This is a genomic window from Edaphosphingomonas laterariae (assembly GCF_900188165.1).
Classification (GTDB): domain Bacteria; phylum Pseudomonadota; class Alphaproteobacteria; order Sphingomonadales; family Sphingomonadaceae; genus Sphingomonas_E; species Sphingomonas_E laterariae.
In genome coordinates, this window is sequence record NZ_FZOS01000015.1 from 59,285 (window position 1) to 83,612 (window position 24,328).

At 66.3% G+C, this 24,328-nt stretch carries 25 protein-coding genes; 21 read left to right on the forward strand and 4 right to left on the reverse strand.

Annotation, left to right across the window (positions count from 1 at the left end; all coding sequences use genetic code 11):
* Nucleotides 1-42 precede the first annotated feature (42 nt).
* On the forward strand, nucleotides 43-1,110 hold the full coding sequence (locus tag CHB74_RS13625) for a M23 family metallopeptidase (protein WP_089220179.1): 1,068 nt from the start codon (nucleotides 43-45) through the stop codon (nucleotides 1,108-1,110).
* A complete protein-coding gene (locus CHB74_RS13630) occupies nucleotides 1,107-2,153 on the forward strand; it encodes a potassium channel family protein (RefSeq protein WP_245842909.1) in 1,047 nt (348 codons plus the stop codon). Before CHB74_RS13625 ends, CHB74_RS13630 begins: the two co-directional genes overlap by 4 nt.
* Before the next feature lie 36 nt (nucleotides 2,154-2,189).
* Here CHB74_RS13630 and CHB74_RS22040 read toward each other — a convergent pair whose 3' ends face one another.
* Nucleotides 2,190-2,351, reverse strand: coding sequence for a hypothetical protein (locus tag CHB74_RS22040; protein ID WP_179220842.1), 162 nt, complete (start codon nucleotides 2,349-2,351; stop codon nucleotides 2,190-2,192).
* A 213-nt stretch (nucleotides 2,352-2,564) separates the two neighbouring features.
* Here CHB74_RS22040 and rimO point away from each other — a divergent pair, with 213 nt between their 5' ends.
* The 6 genes from rimO to CHB74_RS13660 all read left to right on the forward strand — a co-directional run bounded on the left by rimO (nucleotide 2,565) and on the right by CHB74_RS13660 (nucleotide 10,117).
* Nucleotides 2,565-3,902 (forward strand): 30S ribosomal protein S12 methylthiotransferase RimO, encoded by a 1,338-nt coding sequence (rimO, locus tag CHB74_RS13635; RefSeq protein ID WP_089220207.1) that lies wholly within the window; start codon nucleotides 2,565-2,567, stop codon nucleotides 3,900-3,902.
* Nucleotides 3,903-4,022: 120 nt separating this feature from the next.
* Nucleotides 4,023-5,408: a leucyl aminopeptidase family protein gene (locus CHB74_RS13640; RefSeq protein ID WP_089220180.1), complete on the forward strand. Its 1,386-nt coding sequence runs from the start codon at nucleotides 4,023-4,025 to the stop codon at nucleotides 5,406-5,408.
* A 142-nt stretch (nucleotides 5,409-5,550) separates the two neighbouring features.
* On the forward strand, nucleotides 5,551-5,883 hold the full coding sequence (locus tag CHB74_RS13645; RefSeq protein WP_089220208.1) for a MarR family transcriptional regulator: 333 nt from the start codon (nucleotides 5,551-5,553) through the stop codon (nucleotides 5,881-5,883).
* Between the two features lie 25 nt (nucleotides 5,884-5,908).
* The gene (locus tag CHB74_RS13650) at nucleotides 5,909-6,742 is read left to right on the forward strand and encodes a C40 family peptidase (protein WP_089220181.1); all 834 of its coding nucleotides are present in this window, start codon (nucleotides 5,909-5,911) and stop codon (nucleotides 6,740-6,742) included.
* Nucleotides 6,739-7,674, forward strand: a complete 936-nt coding sequence (gene argC / locus CHB74_RS13655; protein WP_089220182.1) for an N-acetyl-gamma-glutamyl-phosphate reductase — start codon at nucleotides 6,739-6,741, stop codon at nucleotides 7,672-7,674. Before CHB74_RS13650 ends, argC begins: the two co-directional genes overlap by 4 nt.
* Nucleotides 7,675-7,894: 220 nt before the next feature.
* Nucleotides 7,895-10,117: a putative bifunctional diguanylate cyclase/phosphodiesterase gene (locus tag CHB74_RS13660; protein WP_089220183.1), complete on the forward strand. Its 2,223-nt coding sequence runs from the start codon at nucleotides 7,895-7,897 to the stop codon at nucleotides 10,115-10,117.
* A 35-nt stretch (nucleotides 10,118-10,152) separates the two neighbouring features.
* Here CHB74_RS13660 and CHB74_RS13665 read toward each other — a convergent pair whose 3' ends face one another.
* Nucleotides 10,153-11,667 (reverse strand): replicative DNA helicase, encoded by a 1,515-nt coding sequence (locus CHB74_RS13665; RefSeq protein ID WP_089220184.1) that lies wholly within the window; start codon nucleotides 11,665-11,667, stop codon nucleotides 10,153-10,155.
* Nucleotides 11,668-11,808: 141 nt separating this feature from the next.
* Here CHB74_RS13665 and CHB74_RS13670 point away from each other — a divergent pair, with 141 nt between their 5' ends.
* The 5 genes from CHB74_RS13670 to dcd are packed head-to-tail and all read left to right on the forward strand — an operon-like array spanning nucleotide 11,809 to nucleotide 14,862.
* The gene (locus CHB74_RS13670; RefSeq protein ID WP_089220185.1) at nucleotides 11,809-12,258 is read left to right on the forward strand and encodes a MarR family winged helix-turn-helix transcriptional regulator; all 450 of its coding nucleotides are present in this window, start codon (nucleotides 11,809-11,811) and stop codon (nucleotides 12,256-12,258) included.
* Nucleotides 12,255-13,298 (forward strand): HlyD family secretion protein, encoded by a 1,044-nt coding sequence (locus tag CHB74_RS13675; RefSeq protein ID WP_089220186.1) that lies wholly within the window; start codon nucleotides 12,255-12,257, stop codon nucleotides 13,296-13,298. The genes CHB74_RS13670 and CHB74_RS13675 overlap by 4 nt, the downstream gene beginning before the upstream one ends.
* 54 nt (nucleotides 13,299-13,352) lie before the next feature.
* Nucleotides 13,353-13,835, forward strand: coding sequence for a UPF0262 family protein (locus CHB74_RS13680; RefSeq protein ID WP_089220187.1), 483 nt, complete (start codon nucleotides 13,353-13,355; stop codon nucleotides 13,833-13,835).
* An 8-nt stretch (nucleotides 13,836-13,843) separates the two neighbouring features.
* Complete coding sequence (locus CHB74_RS13685; RefSeq protein ID WP_089220188.1) at nucleotides 13,844-14,308, forward strand: cytidine deaminase; 465 nt, start codon at nucleotides 13,844-13,846, stop codon at nucleotides 14,306-14,308.
* Nucleotides 14,308-14,862, forward strand: a complete 555-nt coding sequence (dcd, locus tag CHB74_RS13690; protein WP_089220189.1) for a dCTP deaminase — start codon at nucleotides 14,308-14,310, stop codon at nucleotides 14,860-14,862. The genes CHB74_RS13685 and dcd overlap by 1 nt, the downstream gene beginning before the upstream one ends.
* Here dcd and CHB74_RS13695 read toward each other — a convergent pair.
* On the reverse strand, nucleotides 14,843-15,808 hold the full coding sequence (locus tag CHB74_RS13695) for a retroviral-like aspartic protease family protein (RefSeq protein ID WP_245842910.1): 966 nt from the start codon (nucleotides 15,806-15,808) through the stop codon (nucleotides 14,843-14,845). The two genes, dcd and CHB74_RS13695, sit on opposite strands and share 20 nt — an antisense overlap.
* 156 nt (nucleotides 15,809-15,964) lie before the next feature.
* Between CHB74_RS13695 and CHB74_RS13700 the strand changes: the two genes are divergently transcribed.
* The 3 genes from CHB74_RS13700 (at nucleotide 15,965) to CHB74_RS13710 (ending at nucleotide 18,106) form a co-directional block, all read left to right on the forward strand.
* Nucleotides 15,965-16,396, forward strand: a complete 432-nt coding sequence (locus tag CHB74_RS13700; RefSeq protein ID WP_089220191.1) for a YbaY family lipoprotein — start codon at nucleotides 15,965-15,967, stop codon at nucleotides 16,394-16,396.
* Between the two features lie 72 nt (nucleotides 16,397-16,468).
* Nucleotides 16,469-17,329 (forward strand): alpha/beta fold hydrolase, encoded by an 861-nt coding sequence (locus CHB74_RS13705; RefSeq protein ID WP_245842911.1) that lies wholly within the window; start codon nucleotides 16,469-16,471, stop codon nucleotides 17,327-17,329.
* Between the two features lie 150 nt (nucleotides 17,330-17,479).
* Nucleotides 17,480-18,106 (forward strand): PEPxxWA-CTERM sorting domain-containing protein, encoded by a 627-nt coding sequence (locus CHB74_RS13710; RefSeq protein ID WP_245842912.1) that lies wholly within the window; start codon nucleotides 17,480-17,482, stop codon nucleotides 18,104-18,106.
* A gap of 78 nt (nucleotides 18,107-18,184) precedes the next feature.
* Here the strand turns inward: CHB74_RS13710 and CHB74_RS13715 are convergent, their stop codons facing one another.
* Complete coding sequence (locus tag CHB74_RS13715) at nucleotides 18,185-20,434, reverse strand: ribonuclease R family protein (RefSeq protein WP_089220194.1); 2,250 nt, start codon at nucleotides 20,432-20,434, stop codon at nucleotides 18,185-18,187.
* A gap of 104 nt (nucleotides 20,435-20,538) precedes the next feature.
* Here CHB74_RS13715 and CHB74_RS13720 point away from each other — a divergent pair, with 104 nt between their 5' ends.
* The 5 genes from CHB74_RS13720 to CHB74_RS13740 all read left to right on the forward strand — a co-directional run bounded on the left by CHB74_RS13720 (nucleotide 20,539) and on the right by CHB74_RS13740 (nucleotide 24,286).
* On the forward strand, nucleotides 20,539-20,985 hold the full coding sequence (locus CHB74_RS13720; RefSeq protein WP_089220195.1) for an acetyltransferase: 447 nt from the start codon (nucleotides 20,539-20,541) through the stop codon (nucleotides 20,983-20,985).
* Nucleotides 20,986-21,119: 134 nt separating this feature from the next.
* Nucleotides 21,120-21,728: an NADPH-dependent FMN reductase gene (locus CHB74_RS13725; protein WP_089220210.1), complete on the forward strand. Its 609-nt coding sequence runs from the start codon at nucleotides 21,120-21,122 to the stop codon at nucleotides 21,726-21,728.
* The gene (locus tag CHB74_RS13730; RefSeq protein WP_245842913.1) at nucleotides 21,725-22,147 is read left to right on the forward strand and encodes an FKBP-type peptidyl-prolyl cis-trans isomerase; all 423 of its coding nucleotides are present in this window, start codon (nucleotides 21,725-21,727) and stop codon (nucleotides 22,145-22,147) included. Before CHB74_RS13725 ends, CHB74_RS13730 begins: the two co-directional genes overlap by 4 nt.
* A 23-nt stretch (nucleotides 22,148-22,170) precedes the next feature.
* Nucleotides 22,171-22,464, forward strand: a complete 294-nt coding sequence (locus CHB74_RS13735) for a putative quinol monooxygenase (protein WP_089220196.1) — start codon at nucleotides 22,171-22,173, stop codon at nucleotides 22,462-22,464.
* Nucleotides 22,465-22,738: 274 nt separating this feature from the next.
* Nucleotides 22,739-24,286 carry a 2-isopropylmalate synthase gene (locus CHB74_RS13740; RefSeq protein WP_089220197.1) on the forward strand — a complete coding sequence of 516 codons (1,548 nt, stop codon included), beginning with the start codon at nucleotides 22,739-22,741 and terminating at the stop codon, nucleotides 24,284-24,286.
* Nucleotides 24,287-24,328: the final 42 nt, after the last annotated feature.

Consider the following 24,328-nt stretch of genomic DNA (forward strand, 5'->3'; position numbering starts at 1 on the left):
ACGCTATTTTCAGCCGGACGGCAATTTCATACACAGGATTCCATGCCCTTCCGGCCAGCCCCCCGCTACGCCCTGCCGCTCCTGACCGCCGCGTCGCTTTCGGCCTGCGTGGCCCCGCGCGGCGGCTCGCCCGATCCGGTGCCCGCCACGCCGGCCCCGCCTCCCGCCGTGCAGCCGGTGCCGCAACCGCCGGCCGCAGCCCCTTCGCCCTTCGCAGTGAAGCCCGTCACGCCCAACGCCACCGAAAGCCGTGGTGGCACCTACCGGGTGGTCAGCGGCGATACGCTGCGCCGTGTGTCGGACAAGACGGGCGCGGGATCGGAAGCGATCGCGCGGACCAATGATCTGCACCCGCCCTTCCTGATCCGCATCGGCCAGCGGCTGAAGATACCGGCGGGCCGCTGGCATCAGGTCGGCTCGGGCGAAACCGGCATCGCCATCGCGCGGGCTTATGGCGTCGAATGGCAGCGCATCGCCGAACTCAACGCGCTCGAAGAACCCTATATCCTGCGCACCGGCCAGCGACTGCTGCTGCCGTCCACCACCGAAGTCGATCGCATGTCGATGGAAGAACGCGCCGCCGCCTTCGATCTCGATATCGACGATCTCATCACCGGTGGCGAACCGGCGCTGGCCGAAACGGCCCGGCCCGCCAAGCCGGTTTCCACCGCACCGCGCACCACCCCGCTGCCCGCCACCGAAGCCGTGGCCGCCGCCCAGCCCTTTTCCGGCCGCTTCGACTGGCCGTTGCAGGGCAGCATCAAGCGCGGCTTCGGCAGCTTCGGCAGCGGCCGGCGCAACAATGGCGTCAACATCGCGGCCAGCATGGGCGCGCCGGTCATGGCGGCGGCCGATGGCGTCGTGGCCTATGCGGGCAGCGATCTTTCGGCTTATGGTGGGCTGATCCTGATCCGCCACAGCGATACCTGGACGACCGCTTATGCCCATGCATCCGAACTGCTGGTATCGCGCGGCCAGGCCGTGAAGCGCGGGCAGACGATCGCGCGCGCCGGCGCCAGCGGCCATGTCGATGGCCCGCAGCTCCATTTCGAAATCCGCCAGGGGGCCAAGCCCGTCGATCCGCTGGCCCATCTGCCCAAACGCCGTTGAGCCGCCGTCCGCCGATCTTCCAGGTCCCGCGTTTCGCGCCGCTCCGGCGCAAATCGGCCTTGCCGATCTGGTTCTCGCTGCTGCTGCGCGTGCTGTTCGCCCTTGGCCTGATCGCCATCGCGCTGGCGGTCCACTGGTTCGATCGGGGCGGGCTGCAGGACAATATCGACGGGCATGTCAGCTTCACCGACGTGCTCTATTTCACGATGATCACCGTCACCACAGTGGGTTTCGGCGATATCGTGCCGGTGACGGATCGGGCCCGGATGTTCGATACGTTCGTCGTCACGCCGATCCGCCTGTTCGTCTGGCTGATCTTCCTGGGCACGGCCTATGATTTCATCTTCAAGCGCACATGGGAGAAATGGCGGATGAGCCGGATCCAGCGCAATCTGCACGGGCATATCGTGGTGACGGGCTTCGGCACCAGCGGCTCGGAAGCGGTTCGCGAACTGATCGCGCGGGGCACGCTGCCGCACGAAATCGTCGTCATCGACGGCCGCAACGCTGCTATCACCGAGGCCGAGGACATGGGCATTTCGGTGCTCGAAGGCGATTCCACCCGCAATGCGACGCTGGAGGCCGTTCATGTCGAACGCGCCCGCGCGATGATCGTATCGGCCGGGCGAGACGATACCTCTATCCTGATCGTCCTCACCGCCCGCCGGCTGGCGCCCGATCTGCCGATCAGCGTCGTCATCCGATCCGAAGATAATGAAGCGCTCGCCCGCCAGGCCGGCGCCACAACGGTGATCAACCCGGTCAGCTTCTCCGGCCTGCTCCTCGCAGGATCGACCCACGGGCCGCATATCGCCGAATATCTGGCCGATCTCGCCGCCACCGACGGCCGCGTCGCGTTGCGCGAACGGCCCGCGACCACCGATGATATCGGCAAGGCGCTGTCCGAAATCGCCACCGGCCTCGGCGTCCGCGTCTATCGCGACGGCATCCCGCATGGCTTCTGGGAGGGCGAGGCCGGCCGGATCGAGCCGGGCGACATCATCGTCGAAATCGTGCCGGGCCGGGGCCGCAGCCGCAGATAGGCGTTTGAGCCGCAGATAGGCGTTTACGCCCGACAGCTACAGCCGTGCCGCCTCGGCCCCGGCATGCCATTGCGCGATCCGCCGCTCAAGTTCGTCGGCATAGTCCGACAAGGTCTTGATCAGCCCTTCATTATGCGATCGCGCGGCGATCCGCCGGGCACGGTCCGCCTCCTCCCGCATGGCCTCTGGCCCTTCCATTCGATACTCCGAACGCAAAACAACTGACGCCTGATTGCGGCCCGCCTGCCGACAAGGGCAGTGTGGCGCGACCAATCCGCCCGGCGATGAGACGGATTCGCGTGCCGCCAGCCTTTGCCCCGGCCCGGCGACCCACGCAAATCCGCCGATTGCACGCCGATTCCGTCGCCCCCCTCGCAAAATGCGTCGTGATCCACTATGTGGCGCGCGCTCATGGCAACGAAACTCCCCTCCCCGCCGAAAATCGGCATGGTCTCGCTCGGCTGTCCCAAGGCGCTGGTCGACAGCGAACGCATCCTCACCAAGCTGCGTGCGGACGGCTATCAGATGTCCGGCGATTATGACGATGCCGATGTCGTGCTGGTCAACACCTGCGGCTTCCTCGACAGCGCCAAGGAAGAAAGCCTGGAGGCGATTGGCGAGGCGATTGCGGAAAACGGCCGCGTCATCGTCACCGGCTGCATGGGCAATGAGGCGGACGTGATCCGCCAGCGCTTCCCCGACGTGCTCGCCGTCACCGGCCCGCACCAATATGAAGCGGTGGTCGGCGCCGTCCATGACGCCGCGCCCGTGCCGCCTTCGCCCTTCATCAATCTCGTGCCGGAACGCGATCTGAAGCTGACGCCGCGCCACTACAGCTATCTGAAGATTTCAGAAGGCTGCAACCATCGCTGCGCCTTCTGCATCATCCCGTCGATCCGGGGCGATCTCGTCAGCCGCCGGCCCGACGCCATCCTGCGCGAAGCCGAAAAGCTGGTCGAGGCAGGGACGAAGGAGCTGCTGGTCATCAGCCAGGACACGTCGGCCTACGGTGTCGACATCAAGCACCAGCCCCGCCCGTGGAAGGGTGGCGAAGTGCGCGCCCACATGACCGATCTGGCCCGCGAACTGGGCAAGCTGGGTGCATGGGTGCGGCTGCACTATGTCTACCCCTACCCCCATGTCGATCAGGTCATCCCGCTGATGGCCGAAGGGCTGATCCTGCCCTATCTCGACATTCCGTTCCAACATGCCAGCCCCAATGTGCTGAAGGCGATGAAGCGCCCGGCCAACGAGGCCAAGGTGCTCGAACGGCTGAAGGCGTGGCGCGCGATCGCGCCGGATATCGCGGTGCGTTCGTCCTTCGTCGTCGGATTCCCCGGCGAAACGGAAGAAGATTTCCAATATCTGCTCGATTGGCTGGACGAAGCCCAGCTCGATCGCGTCGGCGCCTTCCGCTTCGAGCCTGTGGAGGGGGCCGCCGCCAACGCCCTTCCCAACCCGGTGCCCGAAGAGGTGAAGGAAGAACGCTACGCGCGGATCATGGAAAAGACGGCCGCGATCTCCGCTGCCAAGCAGCAGGCCAAGATCGGCCGCACGCTCGACGTGATCATCGATGCTGTCGATAGCGAAGACGGCGGCGCCACCGGCCGGTCCAAGGCCGATGCGCCCGAAATCGACGGCGAGGTCCATCTGCGCGATGCCGGCCATCTCAAGGCCGGCGATATCGTCCGCGTGCTGATCGAGGACGCCGACGATCATGATCTGTTCGGCGTGGAAACCGAAAACTGACACATCCTGCATGAACCGGCACGCCGCGCGCTCCCCGGGGATACCGGCTGCCGCTCGATCGTTTCGGGTGGCAGGCGCGTTGCGCTTCCACGGCACAGGATCAGGCTTTAGGAACATGGCATGACCGATTTTGCGAGCCTCCTTCAGCCCGATCGCGGCCAGCCGGCGCACCTTGTCCACACCGTGCGCAAGGCCGGGTTTGATGATTGGCTCGCCGGCCAGCCGGAACGCGCGCGCAGCGCCGTCGAAGCCGCCTTGTTCAAGGGCAAGCCCGGTGAATTCGCGCTGCTTCCCGGCGCCAAGCCGGAAGATTGGGCGGTCGCCGTCGGCATGCCCGAAACCGCTGGCCCGTGGGATCTCGCCGGCATCGTCGCGCGCCTGCCCGCCGGCGCCTATCGCCTGGCCGAAGGGGATGCCGGCGCCGCCGCGCTTGGCTGGCTCCTCGCCCACCACCGCTTCGATCGCTATCGCGGCGAACCCGAAGCGATCCCGCAACGCGTGTTGCTGACCGGCGAAGCCGCCCGCATCGACGAAGCGGTGCGCATCGCCGGCGCCGTCGCGCTGGTCCGCGATCTTGTCGACACCCCCGCCGGTGATATGGGCCCGGCCGAATTGGCCCAGGCGGTCGAAGCCGCGGCCAACGCCAACGGCGCAAACTTCACCGTCATCCAGGGCGATGCGCTGGCCCAGGGCTATCCCATGGTCGCCGCCGTCGGCCGCGCCGCCACCCGCGAACGCGGGCCCCGGCTGATCGAGCTGGAATGGGGCGATCCCGCCCATCCGCGCGTCGCCATCGTCGGCAAGGGCGTCTGCTTCGATTCGGGCGGCCTCGATATCAAGCCGTCGTCGGGCATGCTCTTGATGAAGAAGGATATGGGCGGCGCTGCCCATGCCCTCGCGCTGGCGTCGCTGGTCATGCAGGCGCGCCTGCCCGTCCGGCTTCACCTGCTGATCCCGGCGGTCGAAAATGCCATTTCGGCCGATGCCTTCCGCCCCGGCGATATCCTCAAAAGCCGCAAGGGCCTGACCGTCGAAATCGGCAACACCGATGCGGAAGGCAGGCTGATCCTGGGCGATGCACTCGCCCGCGCGGTCGAGCATGAACCGGTGCTGCTGCTTGATTTCGCTACGCTCACCGGCGCGGCACGGGTCGCGCTCGGCCCCGATCTGCCCGCATTGTTCGTCAATGAAGATGCGCTCGCCGACGATCTTCTCGCCGCAGCGACGCGCGTTTCCGATCCGATCTGGCGCCTGCCCTTGTGGGCGGGCTATGCCGACATGCTCAAATCCACCATCGCCGATATCAACAATGCCGGCGAAGGCGGGATGGCGGGCTCGGTCACGGCCGCGCTGTTCCTCCAGAAATTCGTTCCCGTCACAACCGCTTGGGCGCATTTCGATACCTTCGCCTGGCGCCCGACGGCCAAGCCCGGCCGGCCGCGCGGCGGCGATGCGCTCGGCCTGCGCGCCGCATGGGATATGCTGCGGGTGCGCTTTCCGGCCTGATCCGGCCGCCGCACTTTTTTACGCTGCCGTGACGAGGCGATGAAACCACCAGCGCCTTGGCTGGTTGTTGCGGATGTGGGTCAATTTCGCCCCCGCAACCTACGAGGCGAGCCAAGTGCCGGAACGATCGCTCTCGGATTGGATGGACGCTCTGGTGCGCTATGTCCGCTCGGGCAGTCCCGATCTGACCAACCGCCAGATGGCGTTGCTGATGGCCGTGTATCTGATGCCGGGGCCGCACACCGTGCGCGGCCTGGCGCATTTGCTCGGCGTTTCGAAGCCCGTGGTGACACGCGCCTTGAACACGCTTGGCAGCCTCGGCTATCTGCGCCGCGAACGGGACGAGTCCGATCGCCGCAACATCTTCGTTGCACGCACGGACAAGGGAGCGGAATTTCTTGCAAGCTTCGGCAAACTCATCGGGGGTGGCGGCAGGCCATCCGACCCAGCCATCGCCAGCCAGGTCGCGGGCTGAACGCTTCCGCCTGACCGGGCCGAGCGTGCACCTCGATCCGCGAATCTATGCCGTCCGCAAGGACATTGCCGATATCGAGCTCGCCGACCGGGTTTTCGCGCCCCATTATGCGGCCGCCGAAGCGCTTCGCGTCATCGTCCCGTCAGTTGCGTTGCGCGATGGCCCGTCGGCCGATGCGCGCGCGGTGTCGCAACTCGCTTTCGGTGAAGACTTCGCCGTCATCGACAATGAAGGCGGCTGGGCGTGGGGTTATGGCCTGCACGATCATTATGTCGGCTATCTGCCGTTCGCGGCGCTCGGCGAAGCGGCCGAACCCGATCATGTCGTCACCGCCGCTGCGGCTTTGGTCTTTGCCGCTGCCGACATCAAGGCGCCGGTCGTCCGCACGCTCCCCGTCGGCAGCCGGTTCGCGGCCACGGCGGAAGGCGAATTCTTCAAGACCGCCGATGGCTTCGTCCACCGTCGCCACGCAGCCCCGATTGCGGACGTCGCGGCCGATCCCGTCGCCGTCGCCGAACAACTGATCGGCCAGCCCTATCGCTGGGGCGGGCGCGGCGGCGATGGCGTGGACTGCTCCGGCCTCGTCCAGCTCGCGCTCGCCGCGTGCGGCATCGCCGCCCCGCGCGACAGTGATCAGCAGCGCGAACTGGGCAGCGATATCGCGACGGGCGAGGCGCTCCGGCGCGGCGATCTCGTCTTCTTCCCCGGCCATGTCGGTCTGATGGCGGATGCCGAAACGCTGGTCCACGCCAACGCCCATTGGATGGCAGTCGTGCGCGAACCGCTGGCGGATGTCGTGGCGCGCCTGTCGGTCGATCACGAACAGCCGGTCATCGCGCGGCGGAGAATTTTGGCATGACGACGAAGGTTTTCATCGACGGCGCCGCCGGCACCACCGGCCTCGAAATCCGCGAACGGCTGGCCGATCGCAGCGATGTCACGCTGCTCCACATTCCCGATGAACGCCGCAAGGACGCGGCCGCGCGCGCGGAAATGTTGAACGCCGCCGACGCGGTGATCCTCTGCCTGCCCGATGATGCCGCGCGCGAGGCGGTGGCGCTGATCGCCAATCCGGATACCCGCGTGATCGACGCGTCCACCGCACACCGCACCGCGCCGGGCTGGACCTATGGTTTCGCCGAGATCGAACCCGAACGCCGCGCCGAACTGGCGACTGCGAAGCGCGTTTCCAATCCGGGCTGCTACCCCACCGGCTTCCTCGCGCTCGTCCGCCCGCTCGTCCGGGCCGGGCTGCTCGCGGCCGATGCCCCGCTGTCGGTGAACGCCACGTCGGGCTATTCGGGCGGCGGCAAATCGCTGATTGCCGCGTTCGAACAGGCGGACGCGTCCGATGCGACCGACACGGCGTTCCGTATCTACGGCCTCGACCTCGCGCACAAGCATGTGCCCGAAATGCAGGGCCATGCCGGTCTTGCGCATCCGCCGATCTTCCTGCCGGCAGTGGCCCGCACCTATCGCGGCATGCTGGTCGAAGTGCCGGTCCACCCGGTCTGGCTGAAGGGCAGCCTCGCGCAGGTGCGTGACGCACTGGTCGAAGCCTATCGCGGCAGCCCCGTGGTCCGCGTCGATACCGGCGATCATGCGCTGCTCACGCTCGAACAGGCGGCCGGCACCGATCGCCTCGATCTGTTCGCCTTCGGCAACGACAAGACCGGGCAGATCCGCCTCGTCGCCGCGCTGGACAATCTCGGCAAGGGCGCCGGCGGCGCAGCCGTGCAGAACCTCAACCTGATGTGCGGCCTCGGCGAAACGGCCGGCCTGCGCCTCTGACGCGTATTCCTGTCGGAGGGCGGTTCGCGTCCTCCGGCACCGGCGCACGGCGCCCCCCCTTCCCCTTTCCAACCTCCTGAACAGCACCGCCGCTCGGCCCGGCCCGGCAGAAAAAGTCGGCCGATCATTTTGGTCGGACCCGAAACTTTCCTACATCGATAAGGCCGGCCGCTTGCGTATTTTATAAGCGGCCGGCGTGTTGTGGGCGCAGGGGGCTTCAATGTTGATCCGTTTGCTGACGCTGAGCCGTCGCTGGGTCTCGTGGGTCTCGATCATCATCGCCATGTGCGCGCTGGGGGCGTTCATCGCCTGGCATTTCGGCACGCAGATGAACCGCTTCGCCCGCAACGAGCAGGCCAGCCTGATCCAGAACGCCTATGCCCAGTCGGCGATCACGGCGGTCACGCATCTCCGCTCGGCCGCGCAAAGCCCCGATATCATCACCCATCTCGATCGGATCGACGAAGCCGGCGCGCGCGAATGGCTCGATCGCGAATTCGGCAATGTCCAGGCCCGCGCCTTCGGCCACCGCGCCGTGCTCGTCACCAATCGCCAGGGCGTCGTCTATGCCTATCGCCACGGCAGCCCGGTGCTGCGGTCCGAGGCGGAGGCCATTGCCTATCAGGCCGCCGACACGATCGGCGCGGCGCGCAGCGGCGAACGCCACAATCTCCGCGAACGCGATGTCTCGCCCGATGCCTATGGCATCGAAACAGTGGGGCTGGACAAGGCGCTGCGTGCCGATGCCCACCTGCTCAACATCCAGAACGAAGCGACCATCGTCGCCTCGGTCCTCGCCGGCCGGGGCGATCAGGCCTATGTGCTCACCGCCTTCGTCCCCATCGGCAAGCGCCGGCTGGAGATGTTCGACGATGTTCTCGCGCTCGGCGGCCTGCGCGCGGCCCCCCTCGCCGCCTCGACGCCGATCGGCAAGGACAGCCTCATCCTCCACGCCGATGACGGCCAGCCCATCGAACGCCTGATCTGGACGCCCAGCCGCCCCGGCGATGCCCTGCTCTTCGGCGTGCTGCCGGCGATCCTCGTCGTCGCCGCGCTGCTCACCGCCCTGCTCAGCGCATGGTCGATCCGCATGCGCGGCCTGCGCCGCCGCGCCCGGCTCAATGGTAATCGATCCGATTACCTAGCGAACAATGACGAGCTTTCCGGCCTGCCCAACCGGCGCCGCTTCTCGCAACGGCTGAACGAGATCGTCGGCGTCCGCCGCTGCCAGATCGCCTTCATCGACGTCGATGATTTCAAGTCGGTCAACGATACCCTTGGCCATGGCGTGGGCGACGATCTGATCCGCTGGATCGCGGCCCAGCTTACCGAAGAGTTCGTCGAGGCGCATTATCTGGTCGCGCGCATCGGCGGTGATGAATTCGCGATCATCGACGAAAGCCCGGAACGCGATGCCGATACCCTTGGCGGCAAGATCGCCCATCTGATCGGCCGGACCTTCCGGGTCGACAGCCTTGCCTTGTCGCTCAGCCTGTCGGCCGGCATCGCCCAGTCGCCCGAACATGGCCGCGACGCGGTGGAACTGATGCGCCACGCCGATATCGCGCTTTACGACGCGAAGGCCGGCGGCAAGGGCCGCTATGTCGTCTATCGCCCCGATCTGGGCGAAAAGATCGCGGCCGCCAAGGCGCTCGAACATCGCCTCGCCACCGCTGTCCACGACGGCGATTTCGAACTGCACTATCAGCCGATCATCTGCCTCGCCAATGATCAGCCTTCCAGCATGGAGGCGCTGATCCGCCTCAAGTCGGACATGGCCACCACGCCCGACATCTTCATCCCGATCATCGAACGGCTGGGGCTGATGCCCGCGCTCGGCGCATGGATCATCCGTCGCGGGTTCGAGGATTCGCTGCAATGGCCGGGCGTCCACACCGCGATCAACCTGTCGCCGCTTCAGATCCAAAGCCCCGATCTGCTCGACATCATCGATCAGGCGCAGGCCGAATTCGGCGTCGATCCCGGCTCGATCATGTTCGAGATCACCGAAGGCATCCTGCTCAACCGCACCGATAATGTCCGCGCGATCCTGCAGGGGTTGAAGGAACGCGGCTACAAGCTCGCGCTCGACGATTTCGGCACCGGCTATTCGTCGCTATCCTATCTGGGCGATTTCATCATCGACCGGCTCAAGCTCGATCAGAGCTTCCTGCGCGGCGGCCGCATCCTGCTCGAACGCAATTCCACGCTGGTGAAGGGCGTGATCGATATCGGGCGCAATCTGGGTATCGAGGTCGTGGCCGAAGGCGTCGAGGATGCCGGCGACGTTTCCGCGCTCCGCGCCTGGGGGTGCAGCCACGTCCAGGGCTTCTACATCTCCAAGCCGTTGCCGCTGGAAATGGCGGTGGCCAAGCTCCGCCGCATCATGGCGCAGTCCACCAGCCGCGTCGCGGTCGACGCCGGCATCCGCACCTGGATCTGATTGCGAAGCGCGGCGCGGCCCACCCGCGCCGCCGCTCACATCGGCGGCGCGCCGTAACGGTCGTCGGCCAGATCGCTGAACTTGGTGAACTTGCTTTCAAACTTCATCGTCACCGTCGCCGTCGCGCCGTGACGGTTCTTGGCGATCACCAGCTCGGCCAGCCCATGGGCATCGGCCATCCGCTTCTGCCAGATATCGAACGCGCTCACCGCCCCGGCATCGTCGCCGGCCTCGATCGAAGCCTCCTTCGGCTTCTCGAAATTGATGTAATATTCCTCGCGATAGACGAACCAGACGATATCGGCGTCCTGTTCGATCGAGCCCGATTCACGAAGGTCGGAAAGCTGCGGGCGCTTGTTCTCGCGCTGCTCCACCGCACGGCTCAGCTGCGACAGCGCGATCACCGGAACGTGCAGCTCCTTGGCCAGTTGCTTCAGGCCACGGCTGATTTCCGAAATCTCCTGCACGCGGTTGCCGTCGCGCGAATTGCCCGATCCCTGCAGCAGCTGCAGATAGTCGACGATGATCATGTCGATCCCGCGCTGCCGCTTCAGCCGGCGCGCACGGGTGCGCAGCGCGGCAATCGTCAGGCCGGGCGTGTCGTCGATATAGAGCGGCAGGCTCTCCAACTCCGCCGCCGCGCGGGCAAGGTTGCGGAAATCATGGTGGCTGATGTCGCCCATGCGCAGCTTCTGCGAACTGATTTCCGCCTGTTCGGACAGGATACGCGTCGCCAGCTGGTCGGCCGACATTTCGAGGCTGAAAAAGGCCACGCCCGCGCCCACCGATTTCGCGTCGGGTATGCCGTCCTCGCGGTCGCGGATGCGGCGGATCGCCGCGTTGAAAGCGATGTTGGTGGCAAGCGACGTCTTGCCCATGCCCGGACGGCCGGCGAGGATGATAAGGTCAGACCGGTGAAGGCCGCCCATCCGCGCGTTGACGGTATCGAGGCCGGTGGTGATGCCCGAAACATGCCCGCCCGAATTGAGCGCGCGCTCCGCATTTTCCACCGCAACCTTGGTCGCCTGGCCAAAGCTCTTGACGCTGCCGGTCTCGCCGCCCTCTTCCGCCACGCGATACAGCGCCACTTCGGCCGCCTCGATCTGGCTCTTGGGGTCCACCGCCTCGCTGGTGTCGAGCGCGTTTTCCACCATGTGGCGGCCCACGCCGATCAGTTCGCGCAGCAAGGCGAGATCGTAGATTTGCGTCGCGAAATCGCGCGCGCCGATCAGCGCCGCGCCCGATCCGGTCAGCTGCGCCAGATAGCCCGGCCCGCCAAGCTGCTTCATCGCCTCGTCCGCCTCGAACATGGGGCGCAGCGTGACGGGATTGGCCACCATGTTGCGGTCGACCAGCTTCAGGATCGCTTCATAGACGCGGCCGTGCACCGGCTCGTAGAAATGCTCGGCGCGCAGCTTCACCTGCACGTCTTCGCACAGCCGGTTGTCGATCATCAGCGCGCCCAGCAGCGCCGCCTCCGCTTCGACATTGCGGGGCAGTTCGGCGGTGTCAGCGGGATTCGCGGGCATCATTCTGATCGGTTCGGCCATGCGCCTACATCGCTCCCGCGGCCCCGGATTACAAACGGCAATCGCGCGGCGACCGGGGATAAGCCTGTGGACAAGTCATGAATAAAAATGGGGGTGGATTGGCCCCTTGCAATCATCATCATAAGCCATGATAATGTAAGCATGGCTACAATCTCCACCGAAAGCGTCGGCTTTCTGCTGCACGATACGGCGCGGGCGTTCCGCTACCGCTTCGATGCGCGCGCCCGCGATCTCGGTGTGACGCGCCAGCAGTGGCGCGCTCTGTTCCACATCGCGCGCGACGAAGGGCTCAATCAGGCCGAACTGGCCGATCGGCTGGAGGTGGAGCGAATCACGCTCTGCCGGATGGTCGATCGCCTGGCCGAAGCCGGCCTTGTCGAGCGCCGCTCCGATCCCCGCGATCGCCGGGTGTGGCGTCTCCATTTGCTGCCACCCGCCCATGCCATCGTCGACCGGCTGACCCAGATCGGCCTCGACATGGAGCAGGAGGCCATGGCCGCCCTCGGCGACGAGGAAAGAGATCAATTGATTGACAGCTTGAAGCGCCTCCGCGAGGCGCTGCGCGAAGACGGACGGAAACAGGTTGCATGAACGAGATGACATCCATCACCGCGGACGGCGAAGCGGTGCTCGCCTCCCCCCGCCGCCCCTGGTGGCGGCTGCCGCTGATGCTCTCGGTGCCGGTGCTCATCGTGGCGGGCGGCATCTGGTTCTGGGCGACGAGCGGGCGTTCGGTTTCCACCGATAACGCGCAGGTCGGCGCGGACATCATCAGCATCTCGCCCGAAGTCGGCGGCCGCGTCATCGAGGTCGCGGTGCGCGAAAACCAGAAGGTGAAGGCGGGCGACCTGCTCTTCCGCATCGATCCCGAACCCTATCGCATCGCGCTCGCCCAGGCCGAAGCCGCGGTCGGCAATGCCCGCATCTCGATCAACGAGCTGTCGAGCAACTATGTCTCCAAGTCGGCGGACATCGGCGCCTCGGCGTCGGACGTGCAGCTCGCGCGCGAAAATTACTCGCGGCAGAAGGATCTGCTGGACAAGGGCTTCACCACGCGCGCCGCTTATGATGCGGCACGGGCGGCGCTCGCTTCGGCCGAAGCCAAGCGGGCCGTTGCCTCGGCGGATGCCAGCGCGGCGCGCGCCATGCTCGGCACCGGCGCCAGCGGCCTCCACCCGCAGATCGCCTCGGCCATCGCCGCGCGCGACAAGGCGGCGCTCGATCTGCGTCGCACCGAAGTCCGCGCGCCTGCGGATGGCGTCGTCGTCCAGGTCGACAAGCTCCAGCCCGGATCGACCGCCATCGCCACGCTGACCAGCGTCACGCTGGTCGCCGGCGGCCATTATTGGGTCGATGCCAATTTCAAGGAAACCCAGCTCGCCAAGGTCCGTGTCGGCCAGAAGGCGGATGTGGAATTCGATTCGATGGGCGGCCGCGATTGCGCCGCGCATGTCGGCAGCATCGGTTCGGGCACGGGATCGCAATTCTCGATGCTCCCGGCCCAGAATGCCACCGGCAACTGGGTGAAGGTCACCCAGCGCGTCCCCGTCCGCATCGAGCTTGATTGCAAGCCCGATCGGGCGCTCGTCGCCGGATCGAGCGCCAACGTCACCGTCCACGTCGCCGGCTGATCGGCGTCCCCTTTGCGCTTTTCCGGCCGCTCGGATAACAGCGGCCGGAAACCTATGGCCGATCCGCGCATCATCGCCGTCGATCTCGACGACAAGACGATCATCTGGCGCAATGCCGATGTGGAGCAGGAACGTCGGATCGCGATCTTCGATCTGCTTGAAGGCAATCATTTCCAGCCCGAGCGCGAATATCCGCACGGCTATGCCGGCCCCTTCCGCATCGGCCTCCGGGTCGAGGAAGGGCGGCTGGCGATCGACATTTTCAGCGCCGACGAACATCTGCTCGAAACGCTGATCCTGGGGCTCGGCCGCTTCCGCCGGCCGATCAAGGATTATTTCGCGATCTGCGACAGCTATTATCAGGCGATCCGCCAGGCGACGCCGCAGCAGATCGAAACGGTGGACATGGCCCGGCGCGGCATCCACAACGACGCCGCCGAACTGCTCAAGGAACGGCTTCAGGGAAAGATCGACGTGGATTTCGATACGGCGCGCCGTCTGTTCACCCTCATCTGCGTGCTGCACATCCGTGGTTGAGGTGGCGCGTGGCTGAAGTCGATCTCTCCGATGTCGCGGGCGCGATCCTGCTCGATGCCGCGCGCGAGGCCGCGGGCAACGCGCATGCGCCTTATTCGCGCTTCGCCGTTGGCGCCGCGCTCCTGCTCGATGATGGCGCGGTCATTTCCGGCACCAATATGGAAAATGCCAGCTACGGCCTGTCGCTCTGCGCCGAAACCGTGGCGGTCGCGGCCGCCAATGCGGCCGGGCGGCTGCGCGATATCGTCGCGATCGGCATCGTCGGCGGACGCATCCGCCCGACCGGGCTGGACGGGTCCGATCCGGTGCGCCCCTGCGGCCGCTGCCGCCAGATCCTCACCGAAGCCGCCCAGATGGGCGGCCGCGATATCGTCGTCCATTGCGCATCGGCCGATGGCATGCGCATCGAACGCCATCTGTTATCCGAACTCCTGCCTCACGCCTTCGGGCCAGACGATCTGGGAATGAACTGATGTCCATCATGTCCGATAAGTGGATCCGCGAGCGCGCGCTGGCGGACGGGATGATCGAACCCTTTGTCGAAGCCCAGCGGCGCGATGGCTGCATCAGCTATGGCCTGTCCTCCTATGGCTATGACGCGCGCGTCGCCAACGAGTTCAAGATCTTCACCAATGTCGATTCGGCGACGGTGGATCCGAAGGACTTCGCCGCCAACAGCTTCGTCGACCGGCAGACCGATGTCTGCGTCATCCCGCCCAACAGCTTCGTGCTCGCCCGCACGGTCGAATATTTCCGCGTGCCGCGCGACGTGCTGGTGATCTGCCTCGGCAAGTCCACTTATGCGCGCTGCGGCATCATCGTGAACGTCACCCCGCTCGAACCCGGCTGGGAAGGCCATGTGACGCTGGAATTCTCCAACACTACGCCTCTTCCCGCCAAGGTCTATGCGAACGAGGGCGCCTGCCAGTTCCTGTTCCTGCAGGGCAATGAGCCGTGCGAGACGAGCTATGCCGATCGCGCCGGCAAATATATGGGCCAGCGCGGGGTTACGCTCCCCCGCCTGTAACCGCCGGCGGCGGGCTGGTGCGATCCCGGCTCGCCAGCCCGCGCCTGCCCTGCTCGCGCGGCATGAACCGCACCTTCTTGTTGCCGAAGTCCACCGACACGCGCTCGAAGGTGCGCAGCAGGTCCATGCCGAGCAACATCGCGGGCTTCTTTGTCAGCCCGAACATCTTGAACGGATGCGCCTCGGTCCAGGCGATCGACAGCCCTTCCACCCGTAGGCCGCCAACGCGCATCTTGGGCAGCACGCCCATCTCCGCCTCCACCGCGCGGCCGGCAACGTCGATCAGCGTAATCGGCTGGACGCTGCCCTGCTTGCCCTTCCGCGCCAGCTTGCGCCGCAACGCATTGTTGCCGACCGAAATCTGCGCGCCGGAATCGAGGATGACGTTCACCTTCTCGCCATCGATATCGGCGTCGACCAGGATCAGCTGGCCATATTTGCGCCGCGCCTTGACGACGATCGTCCCCGGCTCCGAACGCTCGCGCACCACCTTCGACGGGTAGATCTTCATCTCGCCCGCGATGAAATCCATCTCGACACGCTGGTCGGCCAGCCCGTCGACGCCCAGCAGGCCGGACACGCCGATATGGCGATCGGCCAGCACCGGCGCGCGAACATCGCGCACCTCCTTGCCGCCCACCTGCAACCGATCGATCATCGCCGTGCTGATCTGGCCCGATCCCCCCATGCTGTGCATCGTCGCCGTCTTGCCATCGGGCAGGTCCAGCCGTTCGGAAAGGCTGCGCGCCACCGCCGTCCGGTCCGATCCGGTATCCACCGCGAAGGGATAAGGCCCGCGCCCATTCACGAACACGTTCACCGTCATGCGCTGCGCCGCATCGACCTGCGTCGCCAGCGTCTCGGCATCCTCGGTATCGAGTGCCGGTGTCGCGGCCACGACGGAAGGCGGCATCGGCACCGGCGCCTGAATGGCCGAGGCGGACATGGCGGCCGCCAAAACGCTACCAAGAAGCATCCCCACGAGCTCCCATTAGGTGTAGTAGCCCAATATAACGCAACATGGCCGCCAACAGAAGCGTGACGATGCCGCGCAAAACCGTCATTCTGCCAACCGCCTGGCCCGAACCGGAGGAAAGATGCGATGAAAGCCGCCCTGCCCGTCATGCTGCTGATGCTGGCCACCGCCGGCTGCCAGACATCCAATGCCACCGGCCCGGCGCCCGGACCCGAAGGGAGCGCGTCGATGGTGCGTCTCGAAGGCAATGCCACCTATCGCCAGCGCATCGCGCTGCCGCCCGATGCGGTGCTGATCGTCCGTATTCAGGATGTGTCGCGCATGGACGCGCCCGCGCGGCTGATCGCGGAACAGCGCCTGCCCACCCAGGGCCGGCAGGTGCCGCTGCCCTTCGCGGTGGATTATGATCCGGCCCAGGTCCAGTCAGTCCCGCGCGTCGCGGTCAGCGCGCGGATCGAAGATGGCGCGGGCACGCTGCTGTGGATCACCGACACGCATATCCCGTTGCCGCCGGCGGGTCAGCGGGTCGATCTGCCGCTCGTGCAGGTTTCCCGCTAACGCCAACGCGAACGCTTGCCCCTTTCGCGTTTTTCATGCGACATGCGCGCCGACAAGGATTGGAGGATGCGCATGTCGGCATTTAGCTTTGAGGAAACCAGCCGGATATTGGACGATGCCGGCGGGGCGCTGCATTATCACGAAGCCGGTTCGGGCGAAGTGCTCCTCCTCCTCCACGGCTCCGGCCCCGGCGTCACCGGCTGGGCCAATTTCGGCAACAACCTGCCCTTCTTCGCCAAGAATTTCCGCACGATCATTCTCGATCTTCCGGGCTATGGCAAAAGCACGCCGGTGGAAGGCATGCCGATCCCGTCGGCGGTGGAATCGGTGCTGCGTTTCCTGAACGGCATGGGCATCGAACGCGCCCATATCCTCGGCAACAGCTATGGCGGCATCGTCGGCGGCCATTTCGCCGCGCAGCATCCTGATCGCGTCGGCCGCTACATCACCATCGGCGGCATCGGCGTCAGCCTGCTCAGCGTGTTCCCGGCCGAAGGCCTGACGCGACTGGTCGATTTCATCGAGCAGCCGACCAAGGACCGGCTGATCCAGTGGCTTGAATCCATGGTCTTCGACAAGAAGATCCTGACCGAGGAACTGCTGGAAATGCGCTGGAAATCGGCCACCGATCCGGTGACGATGGCGACCAGCAAGAAGATGTATACGCGGCAGGCGCTCGACATGATCGCCGCCTTCAATCGCGGGCCGGATGCGGTGCAGGGCTTCGCCTACCTGCCCAAGATCCAGGCGCCGACGCTGATCGCCTGGGGCCGCGACGATCGGGTGAACCCGCTCGATGGCGCGCTGGTGCCGACCCGCCTGATCCCCAATGCGGAACTGCACGTGTTCCCTAATTGCGGCCATTGGGCGATGATCGAACGCAAGGCCGAATTCGAAAATGTCGCCTTGGCCTTCCTGACCCGCGACGCCTGATTTTGCCGGCCCGGCTGTTGGTGGATTTTACACTTCCACCCCGCAGCCGGGCCCATTAACTTTCGAAACTCCCGGTTTTCTGCAGTTGGCACGCTCCATGCTTTGATTGGGCCGACCTGTTTGATGTGGGAGGTTGCCTTGTTCAAAGCCTTGACTGTCGCTGCGCTTGCCAGCACCGCCGTGATCGCCCCGGCCCATGCCGCGATCGTGTTCCAGTCCACCTTCGAAAACGTCGCTGGCGGCCCGGGTGCCGGCCAGTATACGTTCGTCCAGGAAGCCGATGGCTGGACGGCCGGTGGCCCGAACAACCCGATCGAGCTGCAGAACAACGTCGCCGGCGCGCCCGCGCCCAACGGCGGCAACGTGTTCGTCGAACTCGATAGCTCGCGCAACAGCTCGATGTCGCGCGTCATCGGCGCCGGCACCTATCAGCTGAGCTTCCTCTATTCGGCGCGTCCGGGCGTGGCCGCCGGCAGCAACGGGATCGAAGTGTTCCTCGATGGCGTCCTGCTCGATCCGCCGGGCACCACCGACGCGGCCGGTGGCAGCACGACCAACTGGGTCAACGTCACCAGCGGCTATTTCACCGTCGATCAGGATACGACGCTGACCTTCGCGGCGGCCGGCGCGTCGGAATCGCTGGGCGGCTATGTCGACAACATCACGCTGTCGGCGGTGCCGGAACCGGCCAGCTGGGCGATGATGATCTCGGGCTTCGGCCTCGTCGGTGGCGCGATGCGCCGCCGCACGGTGCGCACCGCCGTCAGCTTCGCCTGATCGCGCACCCATGAATGGAGCGCCGCTGGCCACCCGGCCGGCGGCGCTTTTTCTTTCAGGTCCGTCCGGCTGCCGCGATCAGCGACGCCGGCCCTGGTGGCGGATATTCGCCGGCCGCCCGCGCCGCCCCATGATCTTGCGATCCTTGCCACCACGCCGAACGGCCAGGTGGTTCGCGCCCTCGGGCAGTTCGAAGCGCAGGCTGCCGCTGATCGGGTTGGCTTCCACCAGCCGCAGCCGGATCTTCATGCCGGGCGTATAGCGTTCGCCGCTTTCCTCGCCCTCCAGCGCCTGCGCGCCCTCGTCATAATGGAAACGCTCGGCGCCCAGCGTCGAAACCGGCACCAGCCCGTCGCCGCCCAGCCCCACCACGGTCGCGAAGAAGCCGAAGCTCTGCACGCCGGTGATCCGCGTATCCATCACATCGCCAACATGCGCGGCCAGATAGGCGGCGACATAGCGGTCGATCGTCTCGCGCTCGGCCTCCATCGCCCGGCGCTCGGCCTGGCTGATCATCGTGCCGATCTGCTCCATCCGCGCCGCATCCTCGGCAGCCAGCCGCGTCGCCTTGGCATCCGGGTCCAGCGCATAGGCCGCCACCAGCGATCGATGGACCAACAGGTCGGCATAACGGCGGATCGGGCTGGTGAAATGCGCATAGCTGCCCAGCGCCAGCCCGAAATGGCCGACATTGCGGGGGGCGTAATAGGCCTGGGTCTGCGTGCGCAGCACCTGTTCCATCACCTGCGGGCGATGTTCGGCATCCGCGTCGATCCGGCCGAGCAACTGGTTGAACGTCGCCGGGCGGATCACCTGCCCCATGGCGAACTCGATGCCGAAGGTCTTCAGATAATCCTTCAGCGCGATCAGCTTCTCGCGGCTCGGCGGCTCGTGCAGGCGATACATCACCTCGGCCTTCCGGGCCTCCAGCGCCTTTGCCGCCGCCACATTGGCCGCGATCATATAATCTTCGATCAAGCGGTGGGCATCCAGTCGCTCGCGCGGCGCGACCGAAAGGATGCGCCCCTTCTCGTCCAGCATCACCCGCCGTTCGGGCAGGTCCAGATCCAGCGGCGCGCGCGCGTCCCGCGCCTTGGACAGCGCCTTCCAGCACGCCCAAAGCGGCTTCAGCGCATCGGCCACCAGCGCGCGCGGAAAAGGCTCGCCCGCCAGCGTCCCGTCGATCGCCGCCTGCGCATCTTCATAAGCGATGTTCGCCGCGATCCGCACCAGTGCGCGGGTGAAGCGCCAGTTAATGAGCTTGCCGTCCTTGCCGATCGTCAGGTGGCAGGCCATCGCCGCGCGGTCCTGCCCGCTTTTCAGCGAACACATGTCCGCGCTCAGCGTCTCGGGCAGCATCGGCACCACGCGATCGGGGAAATAAACGCTGTTGCCCCGCTTGCGCGCTTCCTTGTCCAGCCGGCTGCCGGGGCGAACATAGAAGCTGACATCGGCAATCGCCACGATCGCCCGGAAACCACCCGCATTGGCGGGATCGTCATCGGGCGCGGCCCACACCGCATCGTCATGGTCGCGCGCATCGGCCGGATCGATCGCCACGATCGGCAGGTGGCGCAGGTCCTCCCGCCCTTCGCCCAGGGGCAGCTTGGAAACCCGTTCGGCCTCCTCGATCACCTCTTCGGAAAACAGGTTGGGAATGCCATGCTTGTGGATCGCGATCAGGCTGAAGCTGCGCGGGGCGAACGGATCGCCCAGCTTCTCGCTTACCTTCACCGTCATGCGCGGCGGTCGGCCGGCCTTTTCCGCCAGCACAAGATCGCCTGGCCCGGCGCCGCCGGCGTCGGAAACCGGCCAGTCCCGCTTCTCGCGCTTGTCCACCGGCTTCAGCCACAGCCGGTCGCCCTCGGCATGCAGCACGCCCAGCACCAGTTCCTCGCCGCGCGCCAGCCGCTTCATCGGGTGGGCGATCCAGCCGGCGCCCTTTTCCTCGGTGCGCGCCAGAATGCGATCGCCCGGCCCTAGCGCTGGGCCCTTCCGCCCGCGCTCCATCACGCGCAGCTTCGGCGGCGGCGCATCGGAATGCCACACCTCGGGCACCGCGACCGGCTGGTCGCCATCCACGTCGACGATGCGCAGCACCGTCACCTTGGGCACGCCGCCCATCTTGTGAAAGGCGCGGCCGGGGGCGCTGTCGATCAGCCCTTCGTCGGCCATGTCCTTCAACAGCGCCTTCAGCAGGATCTTGTCCTGCGCCGAAAGGCCGAACGCCTTGGCGATCTCGCGCTTGCCGGCCGGCGTGGGCGATTGGGTGATGAAATCCAGGATTTGCTGGCGGCTGGGAAGGCCGGGGCTTTGGCGACGGGGCATGCCCCCTTCTAGGCGCAGCCGGCCGCCCCGTCATCCCATCCTCGCACCGGCATCGGCAATAGAATGGCTTGACCATCGCGCCACGCCCTGCAAGCCCCGCGGCGATGGCCGTCATCCGCAAATCCCGCGCCCAGGATGGCGCCCGCAATGTCGATATCTGGCGCCAGGCCGTTCGCGCCACGCATGATTTCCTCACCCCGGCCGATTTCACCGCGATCGAGGCGATGGTGGCCCATTTCCTGCCGCACGCCGATCTGTGGGTCGCCGTCGACGCGAACGACAGGCCACTCGCATTCCTCGGCATGTCGGGCGCGCATATCGACGCCCTGTTCGTCGATCCCGCCTGTCGCGGCACCGGCATCGGCCGCGCCCTGATCACGCACGGCGCCGCCATCCACCCGATACTCACCGTCGATGTGAACGAACAGAACGGCCAGGCGATCGGCTTTTACGAACGGCTGGGCTTCGCAGCCTTCGGCCGATCCCCCACGGACGATCAGGGCCGCCCTTATCCCTTGCTCCATATGCGGCGGGCCGCACCGGCCGGCTGATCCGCCGGGCAGAAGTTTGCATTGCGGGCCATGGATGCTGTGGCGGAACAGCCACCGGCCGCCCCTCATCCGTTCGGACGTTGCGAAGCCATCGCCCCCATGGCAAGCGCATCGCCGACACCAAGGAGATACTGATGCCGGATTCGACCGCCAACAAGCCGTTCATCGTCGGGATCGGCGGCACTGCAAGCGCCAATTCCTCGACCGAACAGGCGCTGGCGATCGCCCTCGCCTCGGCCGAACGCGCGGGCGCCGAAGTGAAGCTGTTCGGCGCGGCCACGCTCGCCGCGCTGCCCCATTATATGACGGAAGCCAGCACCGCCTCGAACGAGGGCAAGGAACTGGTGGAAGCCATCCGCCGCGCCGATGGCGTGATCGTCGCCAGCCCCGGCTATCACGGCTCCATCTCGGGCCTGGTCAAGAACGCGATCGATTATCTGGAAGAAACGTCGAAGGATGCGCGCGTCTATCTCGATGGCGTGCCCGTCGGCCTGATCGCCACCGCTTATGGCTGGCAGGCCACCGGCAGCACCCTCGCCACGCTGCGCTCGATCGTCCACGCGCTGCGCGGCTGGCCGACGCCGCTGGGCGCCGCGATCAACAGCTCGGGCGGCATCTTCAAGGGCGGCGTGTGCAGCGATGCCGGCGCCAACAACCAGCTCGAACTGGTCGGCCGTCAGGTGTACGAATTCGCCCGCCTGCGCCGCGTCGATCCCAGCGTCACCGAAACGACCGCCGCGTGAGGGCGCTCTTCGCCGCGCTGGCGCTTGCCGTGGCGCTTCCGGCCGCCCCGGCCCTCGCGGCGAACCCCGCCCCCATGGTCAAGACGGCATCGGGCATCGAATATCAGGTGCTGCGCAAGGCGAAGGGCAAGGCCCTGCGCCCCGCCGCCACCGATCGCGTCCGCGTCAATTATCGCGGCATGCTGGCGGATGGCACCACCTTCGATGCCAGCCGCTATGACGAACCCGTCACCTTCGGCCTCGACGAAGTGATCCCGGGTTGGGCGGAAGGCGTCCAGCTCATGGAAGTCGGTTCGAAATATCGTTTCGTCATCCCCCCGGCACTGGCTTACGGTAGCGCCGGCGCGGGCGGCGTGATTCCGCCGGACGCGACGTTGACCTTCGATATCGAGCTTATCGCCATCAATCCGCAGGATTGATCGCCGAACAGGAGGGAACAGCCATGACAGTCGCAAGGCATTATGTGATGCACGCCGCCGCCGGCCAGGATGCGGTGCTCGAAACCGCGCTTGGCGGCCTTGCCGATGCGGTGCGCAAGCTCGCCGGCTGCGAAGGTGTCGAGCTGCTGCGCGACATCGGCAACGAACGCCGCTTCGTGTTCATCGAAAAATGGGCTTCGGTCGATGCCCACAAGGCGGCAGGCGAACAGCTGCCCAAGGATGCGATCGCCCCGGTGATGGGCGCGCTCGATGGCCCGCCCGACGGCGCCTATCTCGATTATCTCAAGATCGTCTGATCGCATCGCCGGGGCGCGCCGCCACACGCGCCCCGCCATGTTTCCGCAGGCTTTCCGCAACGATCTTGCGCACCGGCAGCGGTTCGGGCTGGACTTTGTTAACCGCCCCGCGTTATGGGCGGAATCATGTTGTCGCCCCGTGGCCTTCTCCTGCTTCGACTTACGCGCCCTTAGGCGCGCGATTTTGCTTGGCCTCTGATGAGGCATCGAGCCACGGCGCCTAAGGGCAAAGCAACCACCCCGAACGACAACCCTGCGACAGGAGCAGGTTCCCGTGCCCAATAGCAATGACACCATTCTGATTTTCGACACCACGTTGCGCGACGGCGAACAATCGCCCGGCTGCTCGATGAACCTGGAAGAAAAGCTCCAGGTCGCCGCCCAGCTCGAAACGCTCGGCGTCGATATCATCGAAGCCGGCTTCGCCATTGCCAGCCAGGGCGATTTCGAAGCGGTCAGCGAAGTCGCGCGCCAGTGCAAGTCGGCCACCGTCGCCAGCCTCGCGCGCGCCGCCACCGCCGATATCGATCGCGCATGGGAAGCCGTGCGCCACGCGGTACGCCCTCGCATCCACACCTTCATCGCCACCTCGCCGCTCCACATGCGGGTCAAGCTCAACAAGAGCCCGGATGAAGTGCTGGAAGCGATCGGCCGCACCGTCGCCCATGCGCGCAACCTCTGCCCCGACGTCGAATGGTCGGCCGAGGATGCGACGCGCACCGAACCCGATTTCCTCGCCCGGGCGATCGAAACCGCCATCGCCGCCGGCGCGCGGACGATCAACCTGCCCGATACCGTCGGCTATGCCACGCCCGAAACCTATGGCGCGATGTTCCGCGACATGATCAACCGGGTGCCCAATGCCGATCAGGCGGTGTTCTCCACCCATTGCCACAACGATCTCGGCCTCGCCGTCGCCAATACGCTGGCAGCGGTGATGTCGGGCGCGCGGCAGGTGGAATCGACGATCAACGGCATCGGCGAACGCGCCGGCAATGCCGCGGTCGAAGAAATCGCCATGGCGCTCAAGGTCCGCCACGATGTGATGCCGGTGCGCACCAACATCGTATCGACCGAAATCACCCGCGCCAGCCGCCTCGTTTCGGGCATCACCGGCTTCCAGGTCCAGCCCAACAAGGCGATCGTCGGCGCCAACGCCTTCGCGCATGAAAGCGGCATCCATCAGGACGGCATGCTCAAGGATTCGTCGACCTACGAGATCATGACGCCCGAAAGCGTCGGCGTCTCGACGTCGAACCTCGTCATGGGCAAGCATTCAGGCCGCGCGGCCTTCCGTTCCAAGCTCGAGGAACTGGGCTACAGCCTCGGCGACAATGCCTTCCAGGACGCGTTCGTCCGCTTCAAGGCGCTCGCCGATGCCAAGAAGGCGGTGTTCGACGAAGATATCGTGGCCCTCGTCGACGACGAAGTGCTGCGCGGGCATGATCGCATCCAGGTCAAGGAAGTGGAGATCCACTGCGGCACCGGGCCGGCCCGCGCGATCCTGACGCTCGAAATCGATGGCGAGGAAAAGACCGCGGCAACGCGCGGCAGCGGCCCGGTCGACGCCCTGTTCGCCGCGATCCGCCAGCTCGTGCCCCACGAAAAGGGCTCGCTGGAACGCTATGAGGTCCACGCCGTCACCGGCGGCACCGATGCACAGGCGGAAGTGTCGGTGCTCCTGTCGGAAGACGGCCGCACGACGCGCGGACGCGGTGCGCACCACGACACCCTCGTCGCGTCGGCGCGCGCTTATGTGAACGCGCTCAACAAGCTGATGGTGAAGCGCGGCCGCGCGCCCGTGGACGCCGCCGCCGGCTGATCGAAAAAAGGGGCGGCCCGTATCCGGCGCCGCCCCGCTTCT